Raw genomic sequence first — 21,487 nt, forward strand, 5'->3', positions numbered from 1 at the left:
CGTTAAAAGCTATGGGAGGTTCATTTATGAAAAAAGATGGTTTAGGTTTTGAAAGATTGTTGATCTTTCTAGCTGGTTTGAATTTGATTTTGCGTCTAGTCCTCTATGTTCAAGAAAAGCGTGAAGCCAATGAAAAAGATTAGTTTGATTTGCGCCGTTGCCCTTGCTGGTCTATCCTTAACCGCTTGCGGTAGCAACTCCAACAAGAAAACAAGTTCTAGTAGTAAAGTGTCTAGTTCAAAGGTGGTTAAGCACCACAAGAAAGCCAAGCACTCAAAGAAAAAGGCTAGTTCTAGCAGTAATTCATCCGCTGCGAGTGCGTCTAATCAGCAGAACCAACAGCAAAATAACAGCGGTGATCAAGCCGATCCATTTGATGCAAGTACATGGGATAAACCATATAAAGGCTATCCCAGTTTTAACGCCTATTTGCACGATCATCCCGATACTCCTAACATTCAATCACAAACAGCTCAAATTCAACATGATGAAAATGTGAGAAAAGGTATCGAAGACGCAAACGGTAATGAAACTCAAAACTTTAAAAATTGGGTTTCTGCTCGTGACAATGCTTGGGACAATGGGAACGATAATTTCCCAGACTATGATCAAAATCGCCAATGGTAATTAGTTGCTTTCCCCTTGTATGACGTTTTAACCATGTTTTGATTAATTACCCATCTATCCTTTTAAAAGCTCTCATGGGTCAATTCTGACCCCATATCATTCAAATACATAACACTGCGCTGGTTAGCTGTGCGAAAAAAAGGAATGATAGAAAATGAGTTATACGAAGAAAGTTAGTAAAGGATATTATGGTTACGCTACCTACTACGACAAGCACGGCAAGCGTCACGTTAAAAGTGCGGGGCTTTTCAAGCTCAAACGACAAGCCCAACAAGCGGGCAATGATTTAGAGAAAGAGCTTGACCAGCGCAACATGGATTTACAAGATATTACCTTGTTTGCTTACTATGAACGCTGGTTCAAGCTCTACAAACAACCAAATATTACGGATGTTACTAAGAACCGCTATAAAGTCATTGGTAAGGCAATTCAAGATTATTTTGACGTTACTAAGCTAGTTAATATTCGGCGTTCTGACTATCAAGGCTTTATTAACTGGTATGGTGCTGATCATGCTAGGGATAGTGTTACTAAGCTCAATGGTGCATTAAGAAGTTGTGTCAGTTATGCAATTGACGATGACATTATTACCAAGGACTTCACCCATAACGTGCAAATCGTTTATGACCGCTCCAGAAAAGTTAATGTGGAATACTTAACCAATGCTGAATTAGTGAGGCTCAAAGATGCGGTAGTACAGCACCTAAACCCATTAAGTACCAGCCGTTACATGATCTTGACGGCAATTTACACGGGGATGCGTAAAGCTGAGGTGCAAGCCTTAACATGGAAAGATATTGATTTCCTCCATTCCACCATTACCATCAACAAGTCATGGGATGAAATAAAAAAAGCCTTTAAACCTACCAAGACTTCAACCAGTAATCGAACAATTAAAGTTAATCGTGAATTACTGAAACGTCTTGCAGATTTAAAGGCGAACGGTTCAACGCTGGTCTTTATGAATGGTTTAGGAACAGTTCCAACATCAACCGCTTTAAACAAATGTCTACACCGTATTATGAACCATGTCGGTATCAAAAAGCAAAATTTCACGTTCTACTCACTACGGCATGTTCATGTTGCCTATTTAATCGGGCAAGGTGTCGATGTTTATGCAATTAGTAAGCGTCTAGGACACTCCAATATTACTACTACGTTGCGGGTCTACTCTTATTTGATTGATGAGTACAAGGCAAAGAATGATACTTTGATTATTAGCAAATTAGCTGACCTCTGATTTTCTGCTACCAAACTGCTACCAAATCAGAGTAAAACATTGATATATCAACGTTTAGGACACGGTTTTTGTGTCTGCCTTGGGCATAATTAATTACTTTCAACCGTTGATTACTCAACGGTTTTTTTATACATAATAAAAGGCATCCTAATCAACAGGATGCCTTTTCGTTACTTCAAATTTAAATGAAGATCGTATTGTTTATTTGATACATCGTCATCACTTTTACCAAAAGCTTCGAATTTAAAACGCAATTTCTTAATATCATTAATATTCTTAACGTGATTAAATACCACTACAACATCACCAGTTTTAGATATTCCATTATCAATATCGCCATCAAAGTCTTGGTCGCCCATCATCGCATTTGCTTGTAAACCATTATTAGTCGAAACCGTTCCTTGAGTTGGGTAAATACTAATATCCTGGTTGGCTTTGATTGTCATATTAATTAGCATCACGCAATTGCCAGATTTACCATCAAGGCCGATTCTTTGATAATCTTTAGCCAATTTATAAATTGTCACACTATTAATCTTAATATTAGCATGATCCCAAGAATTAACGTCCCGGTTTAAATGATAAGTCTTTTGACCCGTATATTGGTATGAATCATACGTCAGTTTAATCTTCCCCTTAGCTTTTGCAGCGTGATCATCATGGTGATCAACCACTAGTCCCGTGCTTTCTCCTGTCGCTTGCAACCTATGAATTCCATGATAAGTTGCTACATCAGCAAGTACGATTAGAACCGCCAACACTGCCACAATTGAAACCCAGTAAACCTTATTATGGTACCAAACTCGCTTCATAACTAAATCCTCCCAAATTTAACTCGCTAGAATTACAATAATCATTAACGATACGAAAAATACTAAATTAGCTACAACGCTGATCAAGGCACCAATTCCCGCAGAATTTGCATTCATCGGTCGTTCTTTTCTCCACACTAAAAATAAAATCAACCCTACTAACGGGATGAAGAAGCCAAGTAAGGCCCAGCCAAAACTTCCTGAATCTACAGAATGGGAACGAACATTGTTTTCAACATTCGGTACGGTAGATTCAATTTTCTCCGCGGATGGTTCTGGCACTTGTTCTGAAGCTTTCAGTTGACTACTAGAATGATCATTTTCTAATGCTCCAGGAACTGGTTGACCACAATGTGGGCAAACTAGTAAGTGTTCCGCCATTGACTGGCCACAATATTGACATTTTTTCATTTTAATCCTCCCTAAAAATTAACCTCCTAAATCGCTAAAAATATATCAAATTATCAATAATCAGTCAATGACCAGTCAATAATTCTATCTAGATATGAATATCATTATTGTTAAGTCAACGTTACAAGTGATATCATTCGATAAAAGTCGTTTGAGTGAAATCACAAAAAAAGCAGGAATCAAATGATTCCTGCCCATAATTTAATAATTAAACTGATTACTTTTCGTCAGCTGGCTTTTCTTTAGCCCACTTACGAATTTCTTCAATCTTCTTTTCCTTCAATGCCCGCTTGTACTTAGGAGCAACTGGACGACGGCCTTGTACGCCATGTGGATGTGCTTTACGCATGTCAATATGCCTCCTTTAATATATTATCGTTAATAATCAACATTCCGATTATAACTAAATGCTGCAAAAAGCGCAACCTTTCCATCCAGAACCTGCAATTTTTAACTACTCCTTAAAATTAGACCATTTTATGCAAACGTTTATCAAAACTGTAATGATAAACTTCTTGATAACTATACCAATTTAAGATAATATGGAAACTGTTAAAAGATCACGGTGTTTAACTTAATTAACCAATTCAAGCACCAAATTAATATGGAGGATTATTATGTCCAAGCAAGACTTACAATTCAAAATGTTTGAAATTAAACCAGATCAAGATCGGGATCAATTAGATAACGAATGTGCTGATTTAGAACTGGACCTAATTGCAGAAAACTTAAAATAGTACTTGGGAGGTTGAAAAATTCAACCTCTTTTTTATCAGTATTCCTTTGACCTTTCTTGACCTATAGGGTAAAATACAATCATACGTTAGCAATTAACGCTAATAAGTGCTAAAAGGAGGCCACTTAATATGAACTTAGTTCCAACTGTGATTGAACAATCATCACGTGGTGAACGTGCTTATGATATTTATTCACGGCTTCTCAAGGATCGGATCATTATGCTTTCTGGTCCCATTGAAGACGATATGGCAAATTCAATCGTTGCGCAACTTCTTTTCCTAGACGCGCAAGATTCAACCAAAGATATTTACTTATACATTAATTCACCTGGTGGTGTTGTTACGTCCGGAATGGCAATTTATGATACGATGAACTTCATTAAGGCAGACGTCCAAACCATCGTTATTGGGATGGCTGCTTCAATGGCAAGTGTCCTCGTTTCATCCGGTGCTAAGGGCAAACGATTTGGTTTGCCACACTCCCAAGTGTTAATTCACCAACCTTCTGGTGGTGCACAGGGTCAACAAACCGAAATTGAAATTGCTGCCACAGAAATTTTGAAGACTCGTAAGATGATCAACGAAATTCTGGCAGAAAATTCCGGTCAACCAATCGAAAAAATTAACCAAGATACTGAACGAGACCACTACTTAACTGCTCAAGAAGCGGTTGATTATGGTTTACTGGATGGCATCATGGAAAACAAGCCAAAGGCAGACTAAGGCTACTAATTCAAAAAAGGTGTTGCGAAATTATCGCAACACCTTTTTTTATTGACCACTTTTAATCTTATCCGCGTACGCATTCAACTTTCTTAATCGGTGATTAACTCCTGACTTAGAAATTGGTCCACCAGGAACCAACTCCCCAAGCTCTTTTAAACTAACTTCCGGATGAGCCAAACGGGTCATCGCAATTTCCCGTAATTTCTCTGGAATATTATTCAAACCGACATGCTGATCAATAAATTGAATGTTTGCGACCTGTCTATTAGCCGCATTGGCCACCTTATCCATATTGGCATTTTCACAATTAACAAGCCGGTTCACAGAATTGCGCATGTCACGCACAATACGAATGTTTTCGAATTCTAACATGCTATTTGTCGCCCCAATTAATTGTAAAAAGTCAGCAATCTTTTCTGCTTCCTTTAAATAGACGATATACCCGCTCCGCCGGGCAGTTGTCCGCGCGTTCAACTGAAAATGATTGATCATTTCGGCAATCATCTCGTTGTGCTCTTCATACAAGGAATAAATTTCCAAGTGGTAGCGGGAGGTTTCAGGATTATTAACTGAACCGCCTGCCAAAAAAGCTCCTCTTAAATAAGACTGAATCATCAAATCATTTTTCAACAGCTGAACTGGAACTCGCTCCATAATATGGAAGCCGTCTAAAATCCCCAATTCCGTTAATAATTCCTTCACATGATACCGCAGACGGACAACATAGGTATTATTCTTTTTCAATTTCATTTTTCGTCGCACCACGATTTCTGATTCGACGTTATAGAAATCTTTTAACAATGAATAAATTCGCCGGGCGATTGCCGGGCTCTCTGTCTGTACGCTTAGTACCATCTGCTGATTGGCAATTCCTAGTGACCCATTCATTCTGATTAAGGCCATTAATTCAGCCTGTGCGTTATCCTTATGCACCGTTAAGCCAGTTAATTCTTTTTTGACCTGACTTGCGTATGACATCTAATCACCCTTTCTCAATCAGCATGAACATCGTGGAGACGGTTAAGCAATTCGCGCACCACCTTATCCCGATCATGGAATGCCCCATTATCACGTAACCGCAAGAAATTGGCTGAAATTACCCGACAGCCTTGCTCCCGTAATCCAGCAAAATCGTGCGTAACGGGTTGCGAAATCTCATTCCATTCCTGAAAATTAATGTAATCCTTTGGCACCGGCTGAATATTAACTAACACCGTATCAATGAATGGCTCGCCGAGATGGCGGTTCAATACCCGGACATGATCGGCATCCGTAAAGTGATCCGTCTCGCCCTTCTGGGTCATAATATTACAAATATAAACAACTTCCGCCTTCGTTTTTTTCACCGCCTCACCAACATTACTAATCATGAGGTTCGGTAAAATACTAGTAAATAGGCTCCCGGGGCCCAGCACAATCTGATCGGCATCCATAATAGCATCAATCACCTGTTTAACCGCCATTGGTGCTTCTGGATCATCTGAGTCCGTTACCCAAACCCGTTGAATTTGTTTATGAGCAGCAGTAATTTCTGACTCACCTACTAACTTACTACCATCAGTAAATTCAGCATTCAAAGTTAATGGCTCATTCGCCACGGGGTAAATATGTCCATTAATCCGCATTAAATCAGATAATTCTTGCACCGCATCAAAAATATTTCCCTTCATCTCTGCCAGCGCAGAAATAATTAGATTACCAAGTGCATGCCCAGCAAAGAAATTATCTTTACTGTTAAAACGGTATTGGAAAATCTCTTTTTCAATCGTTGGTAATTCAGATAGCGCCACCAGTGCGTTCCGAATATCACCAGGTGGGACAACATTAATATAATTCCGTAAAATACCCGAAGAACCACCATCATCGGCCACCGTTACTATTGCTGTTACATCCACATTTTGGTCCCGCAAGCCACGTAAAATAACGGGGAGGCCGGTTCCGCCACCAATAATCACAATTTTAGGTTTATGAAACATCGTGCACCTCCTTAATGTGCCTTATCCACATCACGGTGATGTGCATTCACTACATAGTCTTGCTTTCGCAGGTCCGCTGCCAGCCGGTTAGCAATTGTTACAGACCGGTGTTGCCCACCAGTACACCCAATCGCAATCGTTAAACTGGTCTTACCTTCTTTAATATAACCAGGTAGCGCTGTGGTAATCAGCGAATAAAGATGTTGATAGAAATTTTGGGCCTCCGGACTTTGCATTACATATTCTTGAACCGCTGGATCGTTACCGGTTAAATGTTTCAAAGCTGGAACGTAAAACGGGTTAGGTAAAAACCGCACATCCATCACAATGTCCGCATCCAATGGTAGCCCATACTTAAAGCCGAAGGACATCACATCAACATAGAAATCCGTCCCCTGACCATTATTAAAGATTTCTGTTAAGCGAATTCGTAAGTTCCGTGGCGTTAAATTAGTAGTATCAATTTTAACATCTGATTGTGAAGCTAATTCGCCGAGCAGCTTGCGTTCTCGTTCAATTCCGGCTAACACGCCGTCCTGTTTAGCTAACGGGTGCGCACGGCGAGTTTCCTTATACCGTGCAACTAGTTCGGCATTCCCCGCGTCTAAAAACAAAACTTTCACATTTATATCATGACGTTGACGCAGCTGCTGAATGACCGGTAATACCTGATCATAAAACCCTTTTGCCCGGGTATCCATCACCATCGCCATTTTCGGAAAATCAGCAGATTGCTTAATAACATCAACAAATTTCTCAGCTAATGTTGGAATCATATTATCAATTACAAAGTAACGTAAATCTTCAAAGAGTTGAACCGCTACCGTTTTCCCCGCACCGCTCATTCCGGTAATAATTACGACTTCTAACTTTTGGGACATTGAAATGCCTCCTTTAATAAAATCATTTTCTATTGTAACATACCGGGCGTGTCATTTCCGTAACTCAGTAAAAAAGTCTAGGATCATTGCTCATCCTAGACTTTTTAATTATTATTTTTGTTGCCGTTTTGCAGCCCATTCACGGTCACGTTCCAACATTGGCTTCAAATATTGACCGGTATAACTTTCCTTTACCTTAGCCACTTCTTCTGGAGTTCCAGTTGCGACGACATAGCCACCAGCGTCGCCCCCTTCAGGGCCTAAGTCAATCAGCCAATCAGCTGATTTGACTACATCCAGATCGTGTTCAATCACTAGAACTGTATTTCCGGCGTCAACTAACCGTTGCAAAACTGCTAACAATCGTTTGATATCATCCATATGCAGTCCCGTCGTTGGTTCATCCAAAATATAGAAACTCTTACCGTTAGATTGCCGGTGTAATTCACTCGCCAGCTTCATCCGTTGAGCTTCCCCACCAGATAAAGTGGTTGCCGGCTGGCCCAGGTGTACATAACCCAAACCAACATCTTGAATGGTTTGCAGCTTCCGGCGAATTTTTGGGATGGCGCTGAAGAAATCAAGCGCTTCATTCACGGTCATATTTAAGACCTGAGCAATATTCTTCCCCTTGTACTCAACTTCCAAAGTCTCTGAATTATAACGGGTTCCATGACAAACCTCACACGGAACGTAAACATCTGGTAAGAAATTCATCTCAATCTTTAAAATCCCATCACCGTGGCAAGCTTCGCATCGGCCGCCTTTAACATTAAATGAGAACCGGCCCTTTGTGTAACCACGCATCTTGGCTTCATTCGTCTGGGCAAATAGCGCCCGAATATCATCAAAAACCCCAGTATACGTTGCCGGATTACTCCGTGGTGTCCGCCCAATTGGCGATTGATCAATATCGATGGTTTTCTCGATATTATTAACTCCACTGACAGAACGGTAACGACCTGGTTTGGCAGAGTTATGATTCAGTTTTTGTGCCAAAATTCGTTTAAGAATTTGATTAACAAGGGTTGACTTCCCCGAACCGGAAACCCCCGTAACACAAATAAACTTGCCAAGTGGGAAACGAACATCGATATCTTTCAGGTTATTTTCAGCAGCTCCTTTCACCGTAATAGCCTTGCCATTTCCTGACCGACGTTGTTCTGGTACCGGAATCATCTTTTTACCCGATAAATATTGCCCAGTTAATGATTTGCGACTCCGCATTACCTGCTTGGGTGTGCCGGCAGCCATGACCTGACCACCATTTTCGCCCGCACCCGGACCAATATCGACAATGTAGTCCGCAGCCCGCATCGTATCTTCATCATGCTCGACAACAATTAGTGTATTACCCAAATTCCGCATCTTTTTGAGCGAATTAATCAACCGGTCATTATCACGCTGATGAAGCCCAATTGATGGTTCATCAAGAACATACATGACGCCTGAAAGGTTAGAGCCAATTTGAGTTGCTAACCGAATCCGCTGTGCTTCTCCACCAGAAAGGGTACGCGCCGCCCGACTTAGCGTTAAGTACTCAACCCCGACATTTTCCATAAACGTTAACCGATCAATGATTTCCTTTAAAATCGGCTTTGCAATTGCTGACTTTTGATCATCTAATTTTAGTTGCTGAAAAAATGGCAAAGACTTACTAATTGGGAGATCAGAAATCTCACCAATGTTATGATCATCAATCTTAACTGCTAATGCCCGTTCATTCAGACGGTAGCCATGACATGCCGGGCACGGTAGTTCCGCCATATACTTCCGCATTTGTTCACGAGTAAAATCGGAGTTTGTTTCCTTATAGCGACGGGCAACATTATTAATCACCCCTTCAAATGGCACATCAACGTCTCGTACACCGCCAAAATCATTTTCATAGTGAAAATGGAATGTTTTATCACCATTTCCATATAAAACTTTGTCACGCTGACGTTTTGTTAACTTGTTAAAGGGCTTATCCATATCAATTCCCTCTGATGTACAGAATTGCTCAAGCATTGATGGATAATATTGAGAAGAAATCGGGTTCCACGGAACTAACGCCCCTTCACGCAAAGTTTTAGTCCGATCAGGCACCACTAAGTCCAAATCAACTTCCAATTTAGAGCCTAATCCTTCACAGACTGGGCAAGCACCAATTGGTGCATTGAAAGAAAAGAGCCGCGGTTCTAGCTCACCAACCGTAAAACCACAAATTGGGCAAGCATATTGTTCAGAAAATGGGATCGGCTCCCCACCAATCACATCCGCAATTGCGTAACCATCACTCAAGCGTAATGCAGACTCGAAAGAATCGAATAACCGAGAACGAACACCATCCTTAACAATAATACGGTCAACCACAACATTGACCGTATGCTGCTTATTTTTATCCAGCTCCGGAACTTCTTCAACATCATAAGTTTCGCCATCAACCTGAACACGGACAAACCCTTCCCGTTTAATTTTATCTAGAACTTTCTTTTGGGTTCCTTTCTTGTCACGTACGATTGGGGAAAGAATTTGTAACTTCGTCCGTTCTGGCAATTTTAAAACGCGATTCACCATCTGTTCAGGTGACTGACTGCTAATCGGAATATGATCATTCGGACAAATTGGAGTACCAACCCGTGCCCATAATAAACGGAGAAAATCATTAATTTCAGTCACCGTTCCCACTGTTGACCGTGGATTATGCGAAGTTGTTTTTTGATCAATTGAAATTGCCGGTGATAGTCCATCAATTGAATCAACATCTGGTTTATCCATTTGGCCAAGAAACTGGCGAGCATATGCCGACAGACTTTCCACATACCGTCGTTGGCCTTCAGCATACAACGTATCAAAAGCCAATGAACTTTTCCCAGACCCTGATAGGCCAGTGATAACCACTAACTTATTTTTGGGGATTGTGACATCAATATTCTTTAAATTATGGGCCCGTGCCCCATGAATAACTATTTTATCGTTTGCCAAGAATTACTTACCTCCCTGCTTAATTTTTTGCTTACCCTTTTGCTGAGCTGATAATTCCATTACTGTATCCCGCAAAGTGGCCGCTTGTTCAAAGTCTAACCGCTTAGCTGCCGAGCGCATTTGTTCTGTCAATTCATCCAGCATTTGTTGCTGTTCCTTAGCCGACAATTTGGCAAAGTCTTGGGCAGTAAACTCTGCACTTTGCTGATCATCTTGATCTTCAGCTGGTTTAACCGCTGAAATGGCTTCTTGAATTGGTTTGATAATTGTCTTCGGCGTGATACCGTGCTCTTGATTATACTTTTCTTGAATTGTCCGCCGCCGTTTCGTTTCATCAATCGCCGCCTTCATGGAGTCAGTGATTGTATCGGCATACATAATTACCGCCCCATGTTCATTCCGTGCGGCACGACCAATCGTTTGAATTAGTGATCGTTCATTTCTCAAAAAGCCTTCCTTATCGGCATCAAGAATTGCAACCAAGGAAACTTCAGGAATATCTAGACCTTCCCGCAATAGGTTAATTCCCACTAGAACGTCAAATTTGCCAAGCCGCAAATCACGAATAATCTGCGTTCGCTCTAGCGTCTTAATGTCACTATGTAAGTATTTAACTTTTAAACCAAGATCTTTCAAGTAATCACTAAGATCTTCTGACATTTTCTTGGTCAGCGTTGTAATTAAGACCCGCTCATGTTTTTCAATTCGCTTGTTAATTTCACCAACTAGATCATCAATCTGACCCATGACCGGTCGGACTTCAATTGTTGGATCCAACAACCCAGTTGGTCGAATAATTTGCTGAACCACATGGTCAGTTTGGGCTTGTTCATAAGGCCCGGGAGTGGCTGACATATAGATCACCTGATTGACGTGCTGTTCAAACTCGTCCAGTTTTAAGGGACGGTTGTCTAGCGCACTAGGTAACCGAAATCCATAGTCGATTAATTGTTTCTTCCGTGCACGGTCACCATTATACATTCCCCGCACTTGAGGCATCGTTTGGTGAGATTCATCCACTACTAATAAGAAATCCTTCGGGAAGAAATCTAATAGTGTGAATGGCGGTTCTCCCGGTTTCCGGCGGTCCATATAACGAGAATAATTTTCAATTCCGTTGGTATAGCCCATTTCCCGCATCATTTCAATATCATAAGTCGTGCGTTGCTGAATCCGTTCTGCCTCGAGCAACTTACCTTCTTTCGTAAACTGTTCGACCTGTTTTTTCATGTCGGCTTCAATTTCCGGCAAAGCCACCTTCATTGTCTCTTCGGTGGTTAAGAAGTGTGTAGCCGGGAAAATGGAAACATGCTCGCGATCACCTAATACTTCGCCAGTTAAGGCATCTACTTCACGGATTCGATCAATTTCATCACCAAAGAATTCCACCCGGAGTGCTTTTTCTTCCCGTGACGCTGGAAAAATCTCAACCACATCGCCGCGAACCCGGAAACGGCCTCGTTGGAAGTCAATATCATTGCGATCAAATTGGATATTAACCAATTCACGCAGAAGCCGGTCACGCGAGATTTCCTGACCAACCCTTAACGAAATCACGTGATTCTGGTATTCAGCTGGCGAACCTAAACCAAAGATACTGGAAACTGAAGCAACCACAATCACATCATTCCGTTCCAGTAAAGAACTGGTTGCTGAGTGCCGCAATTGGTCAATTTCATCATTGATCGAAGCATCCTTTTCAATATACGTATCACTAGAAGGAACGTAAGCCTCTGGTTGGTAATAGTCATAGTAAGAAACAAAGTATTCCACCGCGTTGTGTGGAAAAAATTTCTTCATTTCTCCATACAGCTGGCCAGCCAACGTTTTATTATGTGAAAGAATCAGTGTAGGTTTATTCACATTGGCAATGACATTGGAAATGGTAAACGTCTTCCCCGTCCCCGTTGCTCCTAATAAAATTTGGGCCTTATCGCCATCTTTAATTCCCTTGGTTAATTGTGCAATAGCCTCCGGCTGGTCACCAGTCGGCTGATAATCAGAGACCAAGTCAAACATTTTATCTGCCTGACGGTAAATCATAACCATTCCTCCTCATTTTCCGTAAGTAACTAGTCTAATTTTAACACGAACATCCATTCGTGGAAAAGGATAAAAAAGGGCGTGACTGAAATCATTAATGACTTCATCTTCACGCTCCAATCAAGCTACTGTTGAATAATCTGGGTGGTGGCAATTGCTAGCTGATTCTTCGCATTAGCATCTGCGTTATCCTTTAACAACTCAGGTAAAATCTTTTTCAAAAAATATTGGACACTCGCCATTTCACGAAATTTCATAATAGCCGTTAAACTAGACTTATAAATATCCATATAGACCGGCTCCGGATTGCCCTTTTGAATTTCACCAAATGATTCATACATCAAATCGATCTTATCCGCAACCGATAAAATCTTTCCTTCCAAGGTATCATCCTTACCTTCAGCAAAACGCCGTTCATACGCTTTCTGAAATTCTTGTGGAATTTCCTTTTTAATAAAGTTTTCGGTCAATGATGTATCCACGCGGGCTAACATTTTCCGTAGTTCGTGAGTTGCATACTTAACCGGTGTTTTAATATCACCAATGAACCGCTCAGTGTAATCATGATTGAGAGCTTTTTCATATAAAGAACGCCAATCAATTTTATTACCTGCTTGCTCTTCAATATCTCCTAACATTTGGGCGGCTTGTGTCACCTTAAATGAGTGTGCAGCCACGTTATGTTGTTCAAATTTAAAATAACCAGGGGCCCGATTAATCATTTCTAAATCACTAAGACTTTTTAAATATTCATGCATGCCCATCAGCAATCACTCCTTTCAAAAAAGGATTGCCACGGTACCGCGTCAATCCCTTGATTTCACTTAAGCTTCAGCAAATTCTTGCAAAGCTTTTTCGAATTCAGTCAGTTTTTGTTCAGCTGCGTCGTCCGTATCGGCACTAGTACCAATGTAGAACTTCAATTTCGGTTCAGTTCCTGATGGCCGAATAGCAATCCAAGTTTCATCATCTAAAACATAACGTAATACATTTGATTCCGGAATGCCTAATTCACTAACTTTTCCATCAGCAGTCTTCTTGGTGTTATTAGCGAAGTCTTCTGTTAATACCACTTGACGACCAGCAAAATCAGTTGGGGCTTCTTCACGGAACTTCTTCATCAGACTCTTAATCTTTGCTGGGCCTTCAACACCAGCGTAGGTATTAGCAATTGTCTTTTCTTTGAAGTAACCGTACTTTTGGAATAATTCTTGAACCCCATCATACATTGTCATGTCACGGCTCTTGTAGTAAGCGGCAATTTCAGCAAGGAGCGTCAATGATTGGATAGCGTCCTTATCCCGTACAAATGGCTTAATAAGGTAGCCGTAACTTTCTTCAAAACCAAACATGAAAGTGTGATCAGCCTTGCCAGTTTCATATTGGTGAATTTGGTCAGCAATCCACTTAAAACCAGTCAACACGTTAATCATTTGTACACCATAACTCTCTGCAATCTTAGCCGCAAAGTTAGTGGAAACAATAGATTTGACCGCTGCTGCATTCTTCGGTAACGTTCCTGCCTGCCGGTGAGCTTCTAGAATGTAATTTAGCATTACAGAGGCAATCTGGTTCCCCGTTAACAGTTGGTATTCACCATCTGGTTGCCGAACCGCACAACCGAGACGGTCTGCATCAGGATCTGTTGCAATCAGAACATCCGCGTCAATTTGTTTACCTAATTTAATTGACCGCACAAAGGCTTCCGAAAATTCCGGATTAGGGTGTTCCAAGCCAGGAAAATCCCCATTTGGTTGTGCTTCAGTTGGTTCGATTGTAAAGTTCGTAAAACCAGCTTGCCGTAATGCGCGTTCTCCTAACATCCGTCCAGTTCCACACAATGGTGAAAAGACAAACTTCATATATTGACCATACTTCTTGGCCAAGTCCTTATTGATGGTGACCGCTTTAGCATGTTCAAGGTAGGCGTGATCAACATCCTCGCCCATTACTACTTCCAAGCCACTATTCAGCATATCTTGTTCATCCGCCAATTGGATGTCAAAAATGTCCTTAATCTGCCGGATGTAGCCGGTCATCATATCAGATTCCTTTGGTGGCATTTGTCCACCATCTTCACCATAAATCTTGTACCCGTTATATTCCTTTGGATTATGGCTGGCGGTAATCATAATACCAGCATACGAATGGTTGTACCGAACCGCAAAGGATAGTTCCGGAGTTGGCCGCACATTATCATAAATATATGTCTGAATTCCATGCGCACCTAACACTCGTGCACAGTCATGGGCAAATTCCCGAGAATGGTGCCGTGAGTCATAACTGATTGAAACCCCGCGCTTCTTAATTTCGTCACCCAATGAATCCATTAAAACTGCAAGACCTTCTGTGGCCTGGCGAACCGTGTAGATATTCATCCGGTTAATTCCTGGGCCCATTAATCCCCGCATACCAGCAGTTCCAAATGATAATGGGCCATAAAAAGCGTCTTCGATCTCCTGATCATCCTTCATGGCTTTCAACTCCGTCTTTAGGGCGGGGGCCATCTTTGGTTGATTCAACCATTCTTCATAGGTTTCTTTCCAACTCACTACAAAGCATCTCCAATCTCAAGATTTTTCATCATCACCATTTTACCAATACTTGCTTTCAATATCATTAATTTCCTGAATTTAGTCTATAAATTGACTGAGAAATTGCGCAATCCCATCTTCTTCATTACTATTAATCACTTCAGTAACCTGCGTTTTGACCTCTGGAATGGCATTGGCAACTGCAAGTGAATGGCCAACCACCTGCAACAGTGGCAAATCATTCTGGTCATCACCAACCCCCGCAATCTCACTCCGCTGGATGCCATGGTCAATCAAGTATTGTACCAAGTTTCCCTTATTCACCCCGGCAGCATTGATGGTCAGGTAGCCATCACCCGAACTGTGGATAGAAAGATCAGAAAAGCGTTGTTGCAGGTGGTGCTGAACCTCACTAAACAATTGTTGATCTTTAATAATCAGCACAATTTGATCCGGTGCAGCAGTGTCCTGCAGTTGCCGACCAATAACTGGCTGAACTCCAGAATACTTCATTTCCTCCCGCATTGCCGGGGTCATTTTAGGAATATACCAGTGATCCCTCGTAATCCAGGTGAAGTCAACTTCTGGATAAAGAGACTGCAATTCAATAGCAAGCTGCCTTGCTAACTCTCGTGAGATAGCACATTCGCGTAAAACTTGGACTTTCCCCGCATACACTTGAAAAATTAATGCACCATTCATGGCTAATTGCGGACCAGTTAACCCCAATTGATTAATAAATTCAACCATTGAATACGGGTTCCGCGCCGATGCTAAGCATAATTTAATTGATGACTGGCGAACTGCAGAAATCGTTGGCAAATCTAGTCGTCCATCGTTGTGTAAAAGGGTATGATCCATATCACTAATTAAATATTTCAACATGCTTTCATTCCTCAAAAAAAGCGACCACATCGGCCGCTCTTCTATTTTATTTTAAATTATCAAAGTACTTAAATACTTCTTGACCAGCGAGCGCCCCATCGCCAACAGCAGTAGCAATTTGGCGAAGTAACGTCTCCCGGACATCACCAACAGCAAAGATACCAGGAACTTTCGTTGCCATATGATCATCGGTGATAACCCATCCCTGATCATCTAGAATCCCTAAGTCAGCAAATGGGGCCGTCATTGGTACATTTCCAACGTAAATAAAGACCCCATCCGCTTGCATCTCACCATCTTCGCCAGTGGCGTTATTATGCGTCTTCACTTTGGTAACTTTTTGGTCATCACCTTCAATTGCCGTCACACTGGTATTGAAGATAAATTCCATTTTATCATTCTTTTTAGCCTTATCTTGGGCAACTGCAGCTGCCCGCAAGTGATCTTTACGAACCAATACAGAAACCTTATCCGCAAATTGGGTGAGGTACATTCCTTCTTCGACAGCAGAATCACCACCACCAACTACGACTAGATGCTTACCCTTGAAAAAGGCACCATCACAAACCGCACAGTAGGAAACCCCCTTCCCACCATACTCTTGTTCACCAGCAACCCCGAGCTTCTTTTGTTCAGAACCACTGGCAATTACTAGCGCTTTGGCAGTATAGGTTTCACCCATATCAGTGGTAATTTTTTTTAAATTACCATCGAGCTCCACTTTTTCAACTGTGCCGTATGCATACTTAGCCCCAAATTGAGTTGCCCCATCATACATTTGTTTAGCAAGGTCGGGGCCCTGAACCGAAGGAAAACCAGTATAGTTTTCGATTGTGGCAGTGTTGTTCAAATTACCGCCATAAATTCCCCGATCCAGCATTAAAACAGACAGGTTTGCCCGTGAAGCATATAACGCCGTCGTCATTCCGGCTGGACCAGCACCAATAATAATGACATCGTAATTGAATTGCTTTTCTTCCGTCATCTTTGATTCCTCCGTTCTGTTGTTAAATTCATTCTACTTGATTTAAGTAATCATGTCTATCATTTTCACTTACTTTTTATAAGCTAAAATCATTATATCCCGTGACCTAAAATAAGTAAAGAGTCTTTGACATAAACAGGGTTGCAAAATTTGGTCAAGCCAAACTCTGCAACCCTATTTATGTTCTTAAGCTAACTATTTAGTTTTCTTTTGATCTTCTGCACTTAGTTTAGCGCCCAGATTTTTAATGTATTCACGAAGTTCATCTTTCGTTTGCGGGTGTTGCAAACCATATTCAATATTAGTTTGAATCCAGCCAAACTTATTACCTACATCATAGCGATCACCAGTATACTCATGTGCGAAAACCCGTTGGGTCTTGTTCAAAGTATTAATGGCATCCGTTAATTGAATTTCGCCACCCTTACCAGGCTTCGTCTTTGCCAGAACATCAAAAATTTCTGGCGTAAAAACATACCGGCCAATGATTGCTAAATCACTTGGGGCATCCTTTGGATCAGGTTTTTCCACAAAGTTCGTGACATTGTAGAGCCCCTTTTCAACTTCAGCACTTGGATTGATCACCCCATACTTAGCAGTATCTTCATGTGGAACCCGCATTACGGCTAGCGTTGAAGCGCCAGTTTGGTGGTAACTGTCAATTAATTCCTTGGTTAAAGCATTCCCATTGTTATTAATGTTGTTAAGATCATCACCTAACATTACAACAAACGGTTCATCACCAATGAAATCACGGGCGGTTAAGACCGCATCACCAAGGCCCCGCGGGTGCGATTGACGAATGAAGTAAATGTTGATATCAGTGGTTTCCTCAACCAATTTCAACATTTCGTCCTTGTGCTTAGCCCGGAGGTTGTCTTCCAATTCAGGATTAGAGTCAAAGTGGTCCTCGATTGAGCGCTTGTTTTTGCCATCAACCACCACGATGTCTTCAATCCCTGACTTCCGTGCTTCTTCCACGATAAATTGAATCGTTGGCTTGTCAACAATCGGCAACATTTCCTTTGCTAACGCCTTAGTTGCTGGCAAAAAACGTGTTCCTAAACCAGCAGCGGGAATAATCGCCTTACGTACTTGTTTCATAAATCTAAATCCTTCCCATTAGTAGAATGTATCCGCAATCATTTTACCACAGATTAAAAAATTACTCTAATTCTGAGGTTACCTCGCGGTCCATGAGATCAGTAATGGCAGTTTCAATGTTTTGCCCTTCGTAGAGAACGTGATATAAGGCTTCAGTAATTGGCATCTTGACCTGACGTTTTTGAGCCAATTCGTAAGCTGCTTTAGTTGTGTAGACCCCTTCGATTACCATGCCCATATGACTAATAACATCCTCTAATTTACGCCCTTGGCCTAATTGGTAACCAGCCCGCCAGTTACGGGAATTTTTGCTGGTTGCAGTTACCACCAAATCGCCAACTCCGGATAGCCCGATAAAAGTAAATGGATTAGCACCAAAGGCAACTCCCAGCCGTCGAATTTCAGCGAGTCCTCGTGTAATCAGGGCAGCGCGGGCATTATCCTTATAACCAAGGCCTTGGAGAGCACCGGCACCAATTGCGATAATATTCTTAAGTGCGGCTCCAAATTCAGCTCCAATCACATCATCATTGGTGTAAACCCGGAAAAAGTTATTACTAAATAATTTTTGGGCTTTTTCGGCACTGCTCATATTCACACAAGCGGCAGTGACCGCTGTCATATCCTGCAGAGCCACATCTTCCGCATGGCTAGGTCCGGAAAGGACAACAATGTCTTCACGATGTTGTGGTGCAATTTCTTCTTCCAGCATTTGAGAAGGACGCTTATAGGTATCTTGTTCAAGTCCCTTAGTGGCGTGAATAATTAACGGCGTGCTGCCTTGTTCTTCCAGTACCCGATTCAGCTTACCAGCTACTTCACGTAGACCCTTAGTTGGGATTACAACCAACACGTACTTAGCACCCTGAACAGCTTCAGCCATATCATTCGTCGCAATTAAATTCTGATTGTACTTAAAATCCTTCATGTATTGCGGATTAATATGCCATTCATTTAATGCTTCAACCTGTTCTGGATCACGAGACCATAATTTAACCTCATGACCATTTTCAACTAATAAGTTGGCAAGAATGCTGCCCCACGAGCCAGCACCTAATACTGCTACTTTTTCACTCATAATGATTACCTCTTTTGATTATTAATGTACCAATTTAAACGACGCCAAACCGCCGTAATGATTGCGCCAACAAATAAAATGGCAGAAAGCAACTGAGAAATTCTGATCGGTCCTAGCATCAAGCTGTCCGTCCGCATCCCCTCAATGAAAAATCTGCCGGCTGCGTACCATCCAATATAAGCTAAAAAAACTTCACCTTGCTTAAAAAAACGTGGCCGATGACGTAAGAGAACCAACAGGATAAAGCCACTTATGTCCCATAACGATTCATATAGGAAAGTCGGCACGCGGTAAGCCCCTTCAATTTTCATTTGTTCAATTACCCATGTTGGTAAATGTTGGGCTTGCAATGCTGCCCGCGTCGTAATTTTACCAAATGCTTCCTGGTTCATAAAGTTTCCCCAGCGACCAATCCCCTGGGCTAAAATCACAGCTGGTGCGACTACATCAAGCATCGTCCAGACGTTAATTAACCGGTGCCGACAAAAGACAATCATCACAACAAAGCCACCCAAAATTGCTCCATAGATAGCAATTCCGCCATCCCAAATCGCAATAATCTCTTCTGGGTGAACTCGATAGTAAGGCCACTGAAAAATCACATAATAGATTCGCGCGCAGATAATCGCGATTGGCAGAGCCCACAATAAATAATCGTAAAAGTCATCTTCGGAAATTCCCCGACGTCGGCCTTCGCGAACCGCTAACCACAAAGCAAGCACTACGCCAATCGCGATAATTACTCCGTACCAATGAATTTTAAATGGACCAGTCTGCCACGCAATGGGGTTCAATGCTAGTTTTTGTTTCATTATTTATCATGATCCTTTTCATCTTCGACCGAATTTTTCTTAATCAGCCGATTTAAATTATCATCAAACGTCTTGGTTGCATCATACCCCATCGTGTTGGCCCGGAAGTTCATCGCTGCCGATTCAATGATGATCGCCAGGTTTCGCCCAGTCTTAACCGGAACAGAAACCTTGGGGACCGCAACATCTTGAATAATTTGCTGGTCACCGCGATCACCCAGTCGATCAAACTGAGTATCCGGCGTCCAAGTCTCCAAATGCACAATGAAATCAATAGTATCCTCTGGCATCACTGCCCCGGTTCCATATAGGGTCATCACATCAATGATCCCGATCCCCCGAATTTCCATCAGGTGTTGCAGAATTGCCGGAGCTGACCCCACTAATGTTTGTTCATCACGTGCATACACTTCTACACGGTCATCTGCAACGAGTCGGTGTCCACGTCGGACCAATTCCAGTGCAGTTTCACTCTTACCAACTCCCGAGTCACCGGTAATCAGCACGCCAACCCCGCTAATGTCAACCAGGACCCCATGAATTGATTGTCGCTTAGCCAGCCGACTAACCAAATACGAAGTCATATTCCCTAATACTCGTGATGACGTCAGATGGGTCCCCAGAATTGGAATATGTGCCGCAGCAGCTGCCTTTTGTAACTCCGGCATTACCGGTAAGTCGGTTGATACTACAAAACACGGCGTTTGTGGCTGACACATTCGCTCAAGATAATTTTTCCGTTTTTCATGAGTTAATTCTTGAGCAAAGGAAGTTTCGGTAATACCCAGTAATTGAATCCGCATTGCCGGATAGTGCGTAAAGTAACCGGCAAATTCAAGCGCAGGTCGACAAATATCACTGGTGACAATTGGCCGTTCTAAATAATCCTCTCCCTGCAGCACTTTCAAGCGCGCATTTTGTACAAGTTCACGAACCGTAACTGTATCTGTTTGTTCCATCGTTTTCTCCTATTCATCCGCTGTTTCAAAATGCCGGGCAATAATCACATTACATATCGACATAATAATTGCTACTACCATCGCCATCCCAAACGATGAGAAATTAAATAAATCCTCACCAACCACAAGAGACGTCAGCTGCAACATTAGACCATTAATTACCACACTAAATAGTCCCAACGTAATGATGTTAATCGGTAGCGAAAGTAAAACCAAAAATGGTTTGACCAAAGTATTCAGAATTCCCAATACGAGGCTAGCAATCACTGCTACACCAACGCTTGCGACATAAAAGGTTCCAGAATTGCGGAGTAATCCAGCTAACGCAATAAACAAGATTGTATTAATTAAAACACTTTTTAAGTAGCCCTTCATTGATCCAGTTCCTTATAAATCCTTCTCTTCCACATTATGTAATTCCTTGCGTTCCGGCTGCTTAGCGTGACGGCCCTGACTAAATAGATCCATCAAACTGCGCCATTGATTCGACTTGTGAGGATCATCTGGCATTAGCACTGCTAACATCAGATAAATAACAATTCCCGGCACAAAGCTTGTCAAAGCGGTAAATATCAAATAGACCACTCGGACAACATCCGGTTTAAGATGCAAATATTGAGCAAGGCCGCCCAGGACACCGGCAATTACCCGATTGGAAGCGGACTTAGTCAAGCGTTGATGTATTTGTTCACGTTTTTGCATATCCTCAC

Annotated in this window: 21 protein-coding genes; 3 read left to right on the plus strand and 18 right to left on the minus strand. The window is 41.8% G+C overall.

The window, feature by feature from the left end; translation table 11 throughout:
* Nucleotides 1–129 precede the first annotated feature (129 nt).
* Entirely contained in the window at nucleotides 130–627 is a 498-nt protein-coding gene (locus HMPREF0501_RS09115; RefSeq protein ID WP_040455996.1) for a hypothetical protein, read from the plus strand.
* Nucleotides 628–781: 154 nt separating this feature from the next.
* Complete coding sequence (locus HMPREF0501_RS05845; protein ID WP_006916982.1) at nucleotides 782–1,867, plus strand: tyrosine-type recombinase/integrase; 1,086 nt, start codon at nucleotides 782–784, stop codon at nucleotides 1,865–1,867.
* Between the two features lie 170 nt (nucleotides 1,868–2,037).
* Here the strand turns inward: HMPREF0501_RS05845 and HMPREF0501_RS05850 are convergent, their stop codons facing one another.
* The 3 genes from HMPREF0501_RS05850 to HMPREF0501_RS09260 form a co-directional block, all read right to left on the minus strand.
* Nucleotides 2,038–2,679: a hypothetical protein gene (locus tag HMPREF0501_RS05850; protein WP_006916983.1), complete on the minus strand. Its 642-nt coding sequence runs from the start codon at nucleotides 2,677–2,679 to the stop codon at nucleotides 2,038–2,040.
* 18 nt (nucleotides 2,680–2,697) lie between these two features.
* On the minus strand, nucleotides 2,698–3,090 hold the full coding sequence (locus HMPREF0501_RS08780) for a hypothetical protein (RefSeq protein WP_040455997.1): 393 nt from the start codon (nucleotides 3,088–3,090) through the stop codon (nucleotides 2,698–2,700).
* Nucleotides 3,091–3,307: 217 nt separating this feature from the next.
* Complete coding sequence (locus tag HMPREF0501_RS09260; RefSeq protein ID WP_006916985.1) at nucleotides 3,308–3,439, minus strand: hypothetical protein; 132 nt, start codon at nucleotides 3,437–3,439, stop codon at nucleotides 3,308–3,310.
* A gap of 517 nt (nucleotides 3,440–3,956) precedes the next feature.
* Between HMPREF0501_RS09260 and clpP the strand changes: the two genes are divergently transcribed.
* Complete coding sequence (gene clpP, locus HMPREF0501_RS05860) at nucleotides 3,957–4,550, plus strand: ATP-dependent Clp endopeptidase proteolytic subunit ClpP (protein WP_006916986.1); 594 nt, start codon at nucleotides 3,957–3,959, stop codon at nucleotides 4,548–4,550.
* Between the two features lie 48 nt (nucleotides 4,551–4,598).
* Here the strand turns inward: clpP and whiA are convergent, their stop codons facing one another.
* The 15 genes from whiA to HMPREF0501_RS05935 all read right to left on the minus strand — a co-directional run bounded on the left by whiA (nucleotide 4,599) and on the right by HMPREF0501_RS05935 (nucleotide 21,479).
* Entirely contained in the window at nucleotides 4,599–5,531 is a 933-nt protein-coding gene (gene whiA, locus HMPREF0501_RS05865; protein WP_006916987.1) for a DNA-binding protein WhiA, read from the minus strand.
* 14 nt (nucleotides 5,532–5,545) lie between these two features.
* Entirely contained in the window at nucleotides 5,546–6,529 is a 984-nt protein-coding gene (locus HMPREF0501_RS05870) for a gluconeogenesis factor YvcK family protein (protein ID WP_006916988.1), read from the minus strand.
* 11 nt (nucleotides 6,530–6,540) lie between these two features.
* Complete coding sequence (rapZ, locus tag HMPREF0501_RS05875) at nucleotides 6,541–7,410, minus strand: RNase adapter RapZ (protein WP_006916989.1); 870 nt, start codon at nucleotides 7,408–7,410, stop codon at nucleotides 6,541–6,543.
* Between the two features lie 111 nt (nucleotides 7,411–7,521).
* A complete protein-coding gene (gene uvrA, locus HMPREF0501_RS05880; protein ID WP_006916990.1) occupies nucleotides 7,522–10,377 on the minus strand; it encodes an excinuclease ABC subunit UvrA in 2,856 nt (951 codons plus the stop codon).
* A 3-nt stretch (nucleotides 10,378–10,380) separates the two neighbouring features.
* On the minus strand, nucleotides 10,381–12,420 hold the full coding sequence (uvrB, locus tag HMPREF0501_RS05885; RefSeq protein ID WP_006916991.1) for an excinuclease ABC subunit UvrB: 2,040 nt from the start codon (nucleotides 12,418–12,420) through the stop codon (nucleotides 10,381–10,383).
* Nucleotides 12,421–12,545: 125 nt separating this feature from the next.
* Complete coding sequence (locus tag HMPREF0501_RS05890) at nucleotides 12,546–13,184, minus strand: YfbR-like 5'-deoxynucleotidase (RefSeq protein WP_006916993.1); 639 nt, start codon at nucleotides 13,182–13,184, stop codon at nucleotides 12,546–12,548.
* A 60-nt stretch (nucleotides 13,185–13,244) separates the two neighbouring features.
* Nucleotides 13,245–14,972 carry a phospho-sugar mutase gene (locus HMPREF0501_RS05895; RefSeq protein ID WP_006916994.1) on the minus strand — a complete coding sequence of 576 codons (1,728 nt, stop codon included), beginning with the start codon at nucleotides 14,970–14,972 and terminating at the stop codon, nucleotides 13,245–13,247.
* A gap of 81 nt (nucleotides 14,973–15,053) precedes the next feature.
* Nucleotides 15,054–15,839, minus strand: coding sequence for a Cof-type HAD-IIB family hydrolase (locus HMPREF0501_RS05900; RefSeq protein ID WP_040456003.1), 786 nt, complete (start codon nucleotides 15,837–15,839; stop codon nucleotides 15,054–15,056).
* Between the two features lie 46 nt (nucleotides 15,840–15,885).
* Nucleotides 15,886–16,824, minus strand: a complete 939-nt coding sequence (gene trxB, locus HMPREF0501_RS05905; protein ID WP_006916996.1) for a thioredoxin-disulfide reductase — start codon at nucleotides 16,822–16,824, stop codon at nucleotides 15,886–15,888.
* A gap of 195 nt (nucleotides 16,825–17,019) precedes the next feature.
* Complete coding sequence (galU, locus tag HMPREF0501_RS05910; protein ID WP_006916997.1) at nucleotides 17,020–17,928, minus strand: UTP--glucose-1-phosphate uridylyltransferase GalU; 909 nt, start codon at nucleotides 17,926–17,928, stop codon at nucleotides 17,020–17,022.
* A gap of 61 nt (nucleotides 17,929–17,989) precedes the next feature.
* On the minus strand, nucleotides 17,990–19,006 hold the full coding sequence (locus HMPREF0501_RS05915) for an NAD(P)H-dependent glycerol-3-phosphate dehydrogenase (protein ID WP_006916998.1): 1,017 nt from the start codon (nucleotides 19,004–19,006) through the stop codon (nucleotides 17,990–17,992).
* Between the two features lie 5 nt (nucleotides 19,007–19,011).
* Nucleotides 19,012–19,818: a prolipoprotein diacylglyceryl transferase gene (lgt, locus tag HMPREF0501_RS05920; RefSeq protein ID WP_006916999.1), complete on the minus strand. Its 807-nt coding sequence runs from the start codon at nucleotides 19,816–19,818 to the stop codon at nucleotides 19,012–19,014.
* On the minus strand, nucleotides 19,818–20,777 hold the full coding sequence (hprK, locus tag HMPREF0501_RS05925; RefSeq protein WP_006917000.1) for an HPr(Ser) kinase/phosphatase: 960 nt from the start codon (nucleotides 20,775–20,777) through the stop codon (nucleotides 19,818–19,820). The genes lgt and hprK overlap by 1 nt, the downstream gene beginning before the upstream one ends.
* A 9-nt stretch (nucleotides 20,778–20,786) precedes the next feature.
* Nucleotides 20,787–21,152 carry a phage holin family protein gene (locus HMPREF0501_RS05930; RefSeq protein ID WP_006917001.1) on the minus strand — a complete coding sequence of 122 codons (366 nt, stop codon included), beginning with the start codon at nucleotides 21,150–21,152 and terminating at the stop codon, nucleotides 20,787–20,789.
* Nucleotides 21,153–21,164: 12 nt separating this feature from the next.
* Nucleotides 21,165–21,479, minus strand: coding sequence for a PspC domain-containing protein (locus HMPREF0501_RS05935; protein ID WP_006917002.1), 315 nt, complete (start codon nucleotides 21,477–21,479; stop codon nucleotides 21,165–21,167).
* Nucleotides 21,480–21,487: the final 8 nt, after the last annotated feature.

The sequence above is a fragment of the Limosilactobacillus coleohominis 101-4-CHN genome (assembly GCF_000161935.1).
Classification (GTDB): Bacteria; Bacillota; Bacilli; order Lactobacillales; family Lactobacillaceae; genus Limosilactobacillus; species Limosilactobacillus coleohominis_A.

What these genes read in the sequence shown, in the direction of transcription:
- HMPREF0501_RS09115 (WP_040455996.1), top strand. Translation starts at nt 130, where the DNA reads ATGAAAAAGATTAGTTTGATTTGCGCCGTTGCCCTTGCTGGTCTATCC.
- HMPREF0501_RS05845 (WP_006916982.1), top strand. Translation starts at nt 782, where the DNA reads ATGAGTTATACGAAGAAAGTTAGTAAAGGATATTATGGTTACGCTACC.
- HMPREF0501_RS05850 (WP_006916983.1), bottom strand. Translation starts at nt 2,679, where the DNA reads ATGAAGCGAGTTTGGTACCATAATAAGGTTTACTGGGTTTCAATTGTG.
- HMPREF0501_RS08780 (WP_040455997.1), bottom strand. Translation starts at nt 3,090, where the DNA reads ATGAAAAAATGTCAATATTGTGGCCAGTCAATGGCGGAACACTTACTA.
- HMPREF0501_RS09260 (WP_006916985.1), bottom strand. Translation starts at nt 3,439, where the DNA reads ATGCGTAAAGCACATCCACATGGCGTACAAGGCCGTCGTCCAGTTGCT.
- clpP (WP_006916986.1), top strand. Translation starts at nt 3,957, where the DNA reads ATGAACTTAGTTCCAACTGTGATTGAACAATCATCACGTGGTGAACGT.
- whiA (WP_006916987.1), bottom strand. Translation starts at nt 5,531, where the DNA reads ATGTCATACGCAAGTCAGGTCAAAAAAGAATTAACTGGCTTAACGGTG.
- HMPREF0501_RS05870 (WP_006916988.1), bottom strand. Translation starts at nt 6,529, where the DNA reads ATGTTTCATAAACCTAAAATTGTGATTATTGGTGGCGGAACCGGCCTC.
- rapZ (WP_006916989.1), bottom strand. Translation starts at nt 7,410, where the DNA reads ATGTCCCAAAAGTTAGAAGTCGTAATTATTACCGGAATGAGCGGTGCG.
- uvrB (WP_006916991.1), bottom strand. Translation starts at nt 12,420, where the DNA reads ATGATTTACCGTCAGGCAGATAAAATGTTTGACTTGGTCTCTGATTAT.
- HMPREF0501_RS05890 (WP_006916993.1), bottom strand. Translation starts at nt 13,184, where the DNA reads ATGGGCATGCATGAATATTTAAAAAGTCTTAGTGATTTAGAAATGATT.
- HMPREF0501_RS05900 (WP_040456003.1), bottom strand. Translation starts at nt 15,839, where the DNA reads ATGTTGAAATATTTAATTAGTGATATGGATCATACCCTTTTACACAAC.
- trxB (WP_006916996.1), bottom strand. Translation starts at nt 16,824, where the DNA reads ATGACGGAAGAAAAGCAATTCAATTACGATGTCATTATTATTGGTGCT.
- galU (WP_006916997.1), bottom strand. Translation starts at nt 17,928, where the DNA reads ATGAAACAAGTACGTAAGGCGATTATTCCCGCTGCTGGTTTAGGAACA.
- HMPREF0501_RS05915 (WP_006916998.1), bottom strand. Translation starts at nt 19,006, where the DNA reads ATGAGTGAAAAAGTAGCAGTATTAGGTGCTGGCTCGTGGGGCAGCATT.
- lgt (WP_006916999.1), bottom strand. Translation starts at nt 19,818, where the DNA reads ATGAAACAAAAACTAGCATTGAACCCCATTGCGTGGCAGACTGGTCCA.
- hprK (WP_006917000.1), bottom strand. Translation starts at nt 20,777, where the DNA reads ATGGAACAAACAGATACAGTTACGGTTCGTGAACTTGTACAAAATGCG.
- HMPREF0501_RS05930 (WP_006917001.1), bottom strand. Translation starts at nt 21,152, where the DNA reads ATGAAGGGCTACTTAAAAAGTGTTTTAATTAATACAATCTTGTTTATT.
- HMPREF0501_RS05935 (WP_006917002.1), bottom strand. Translation starts at nt 21,479, where the DNA reads ATGCAAAAACGTGAACAAATACATCAACGCTTGACTAAGTCCGCTTCC.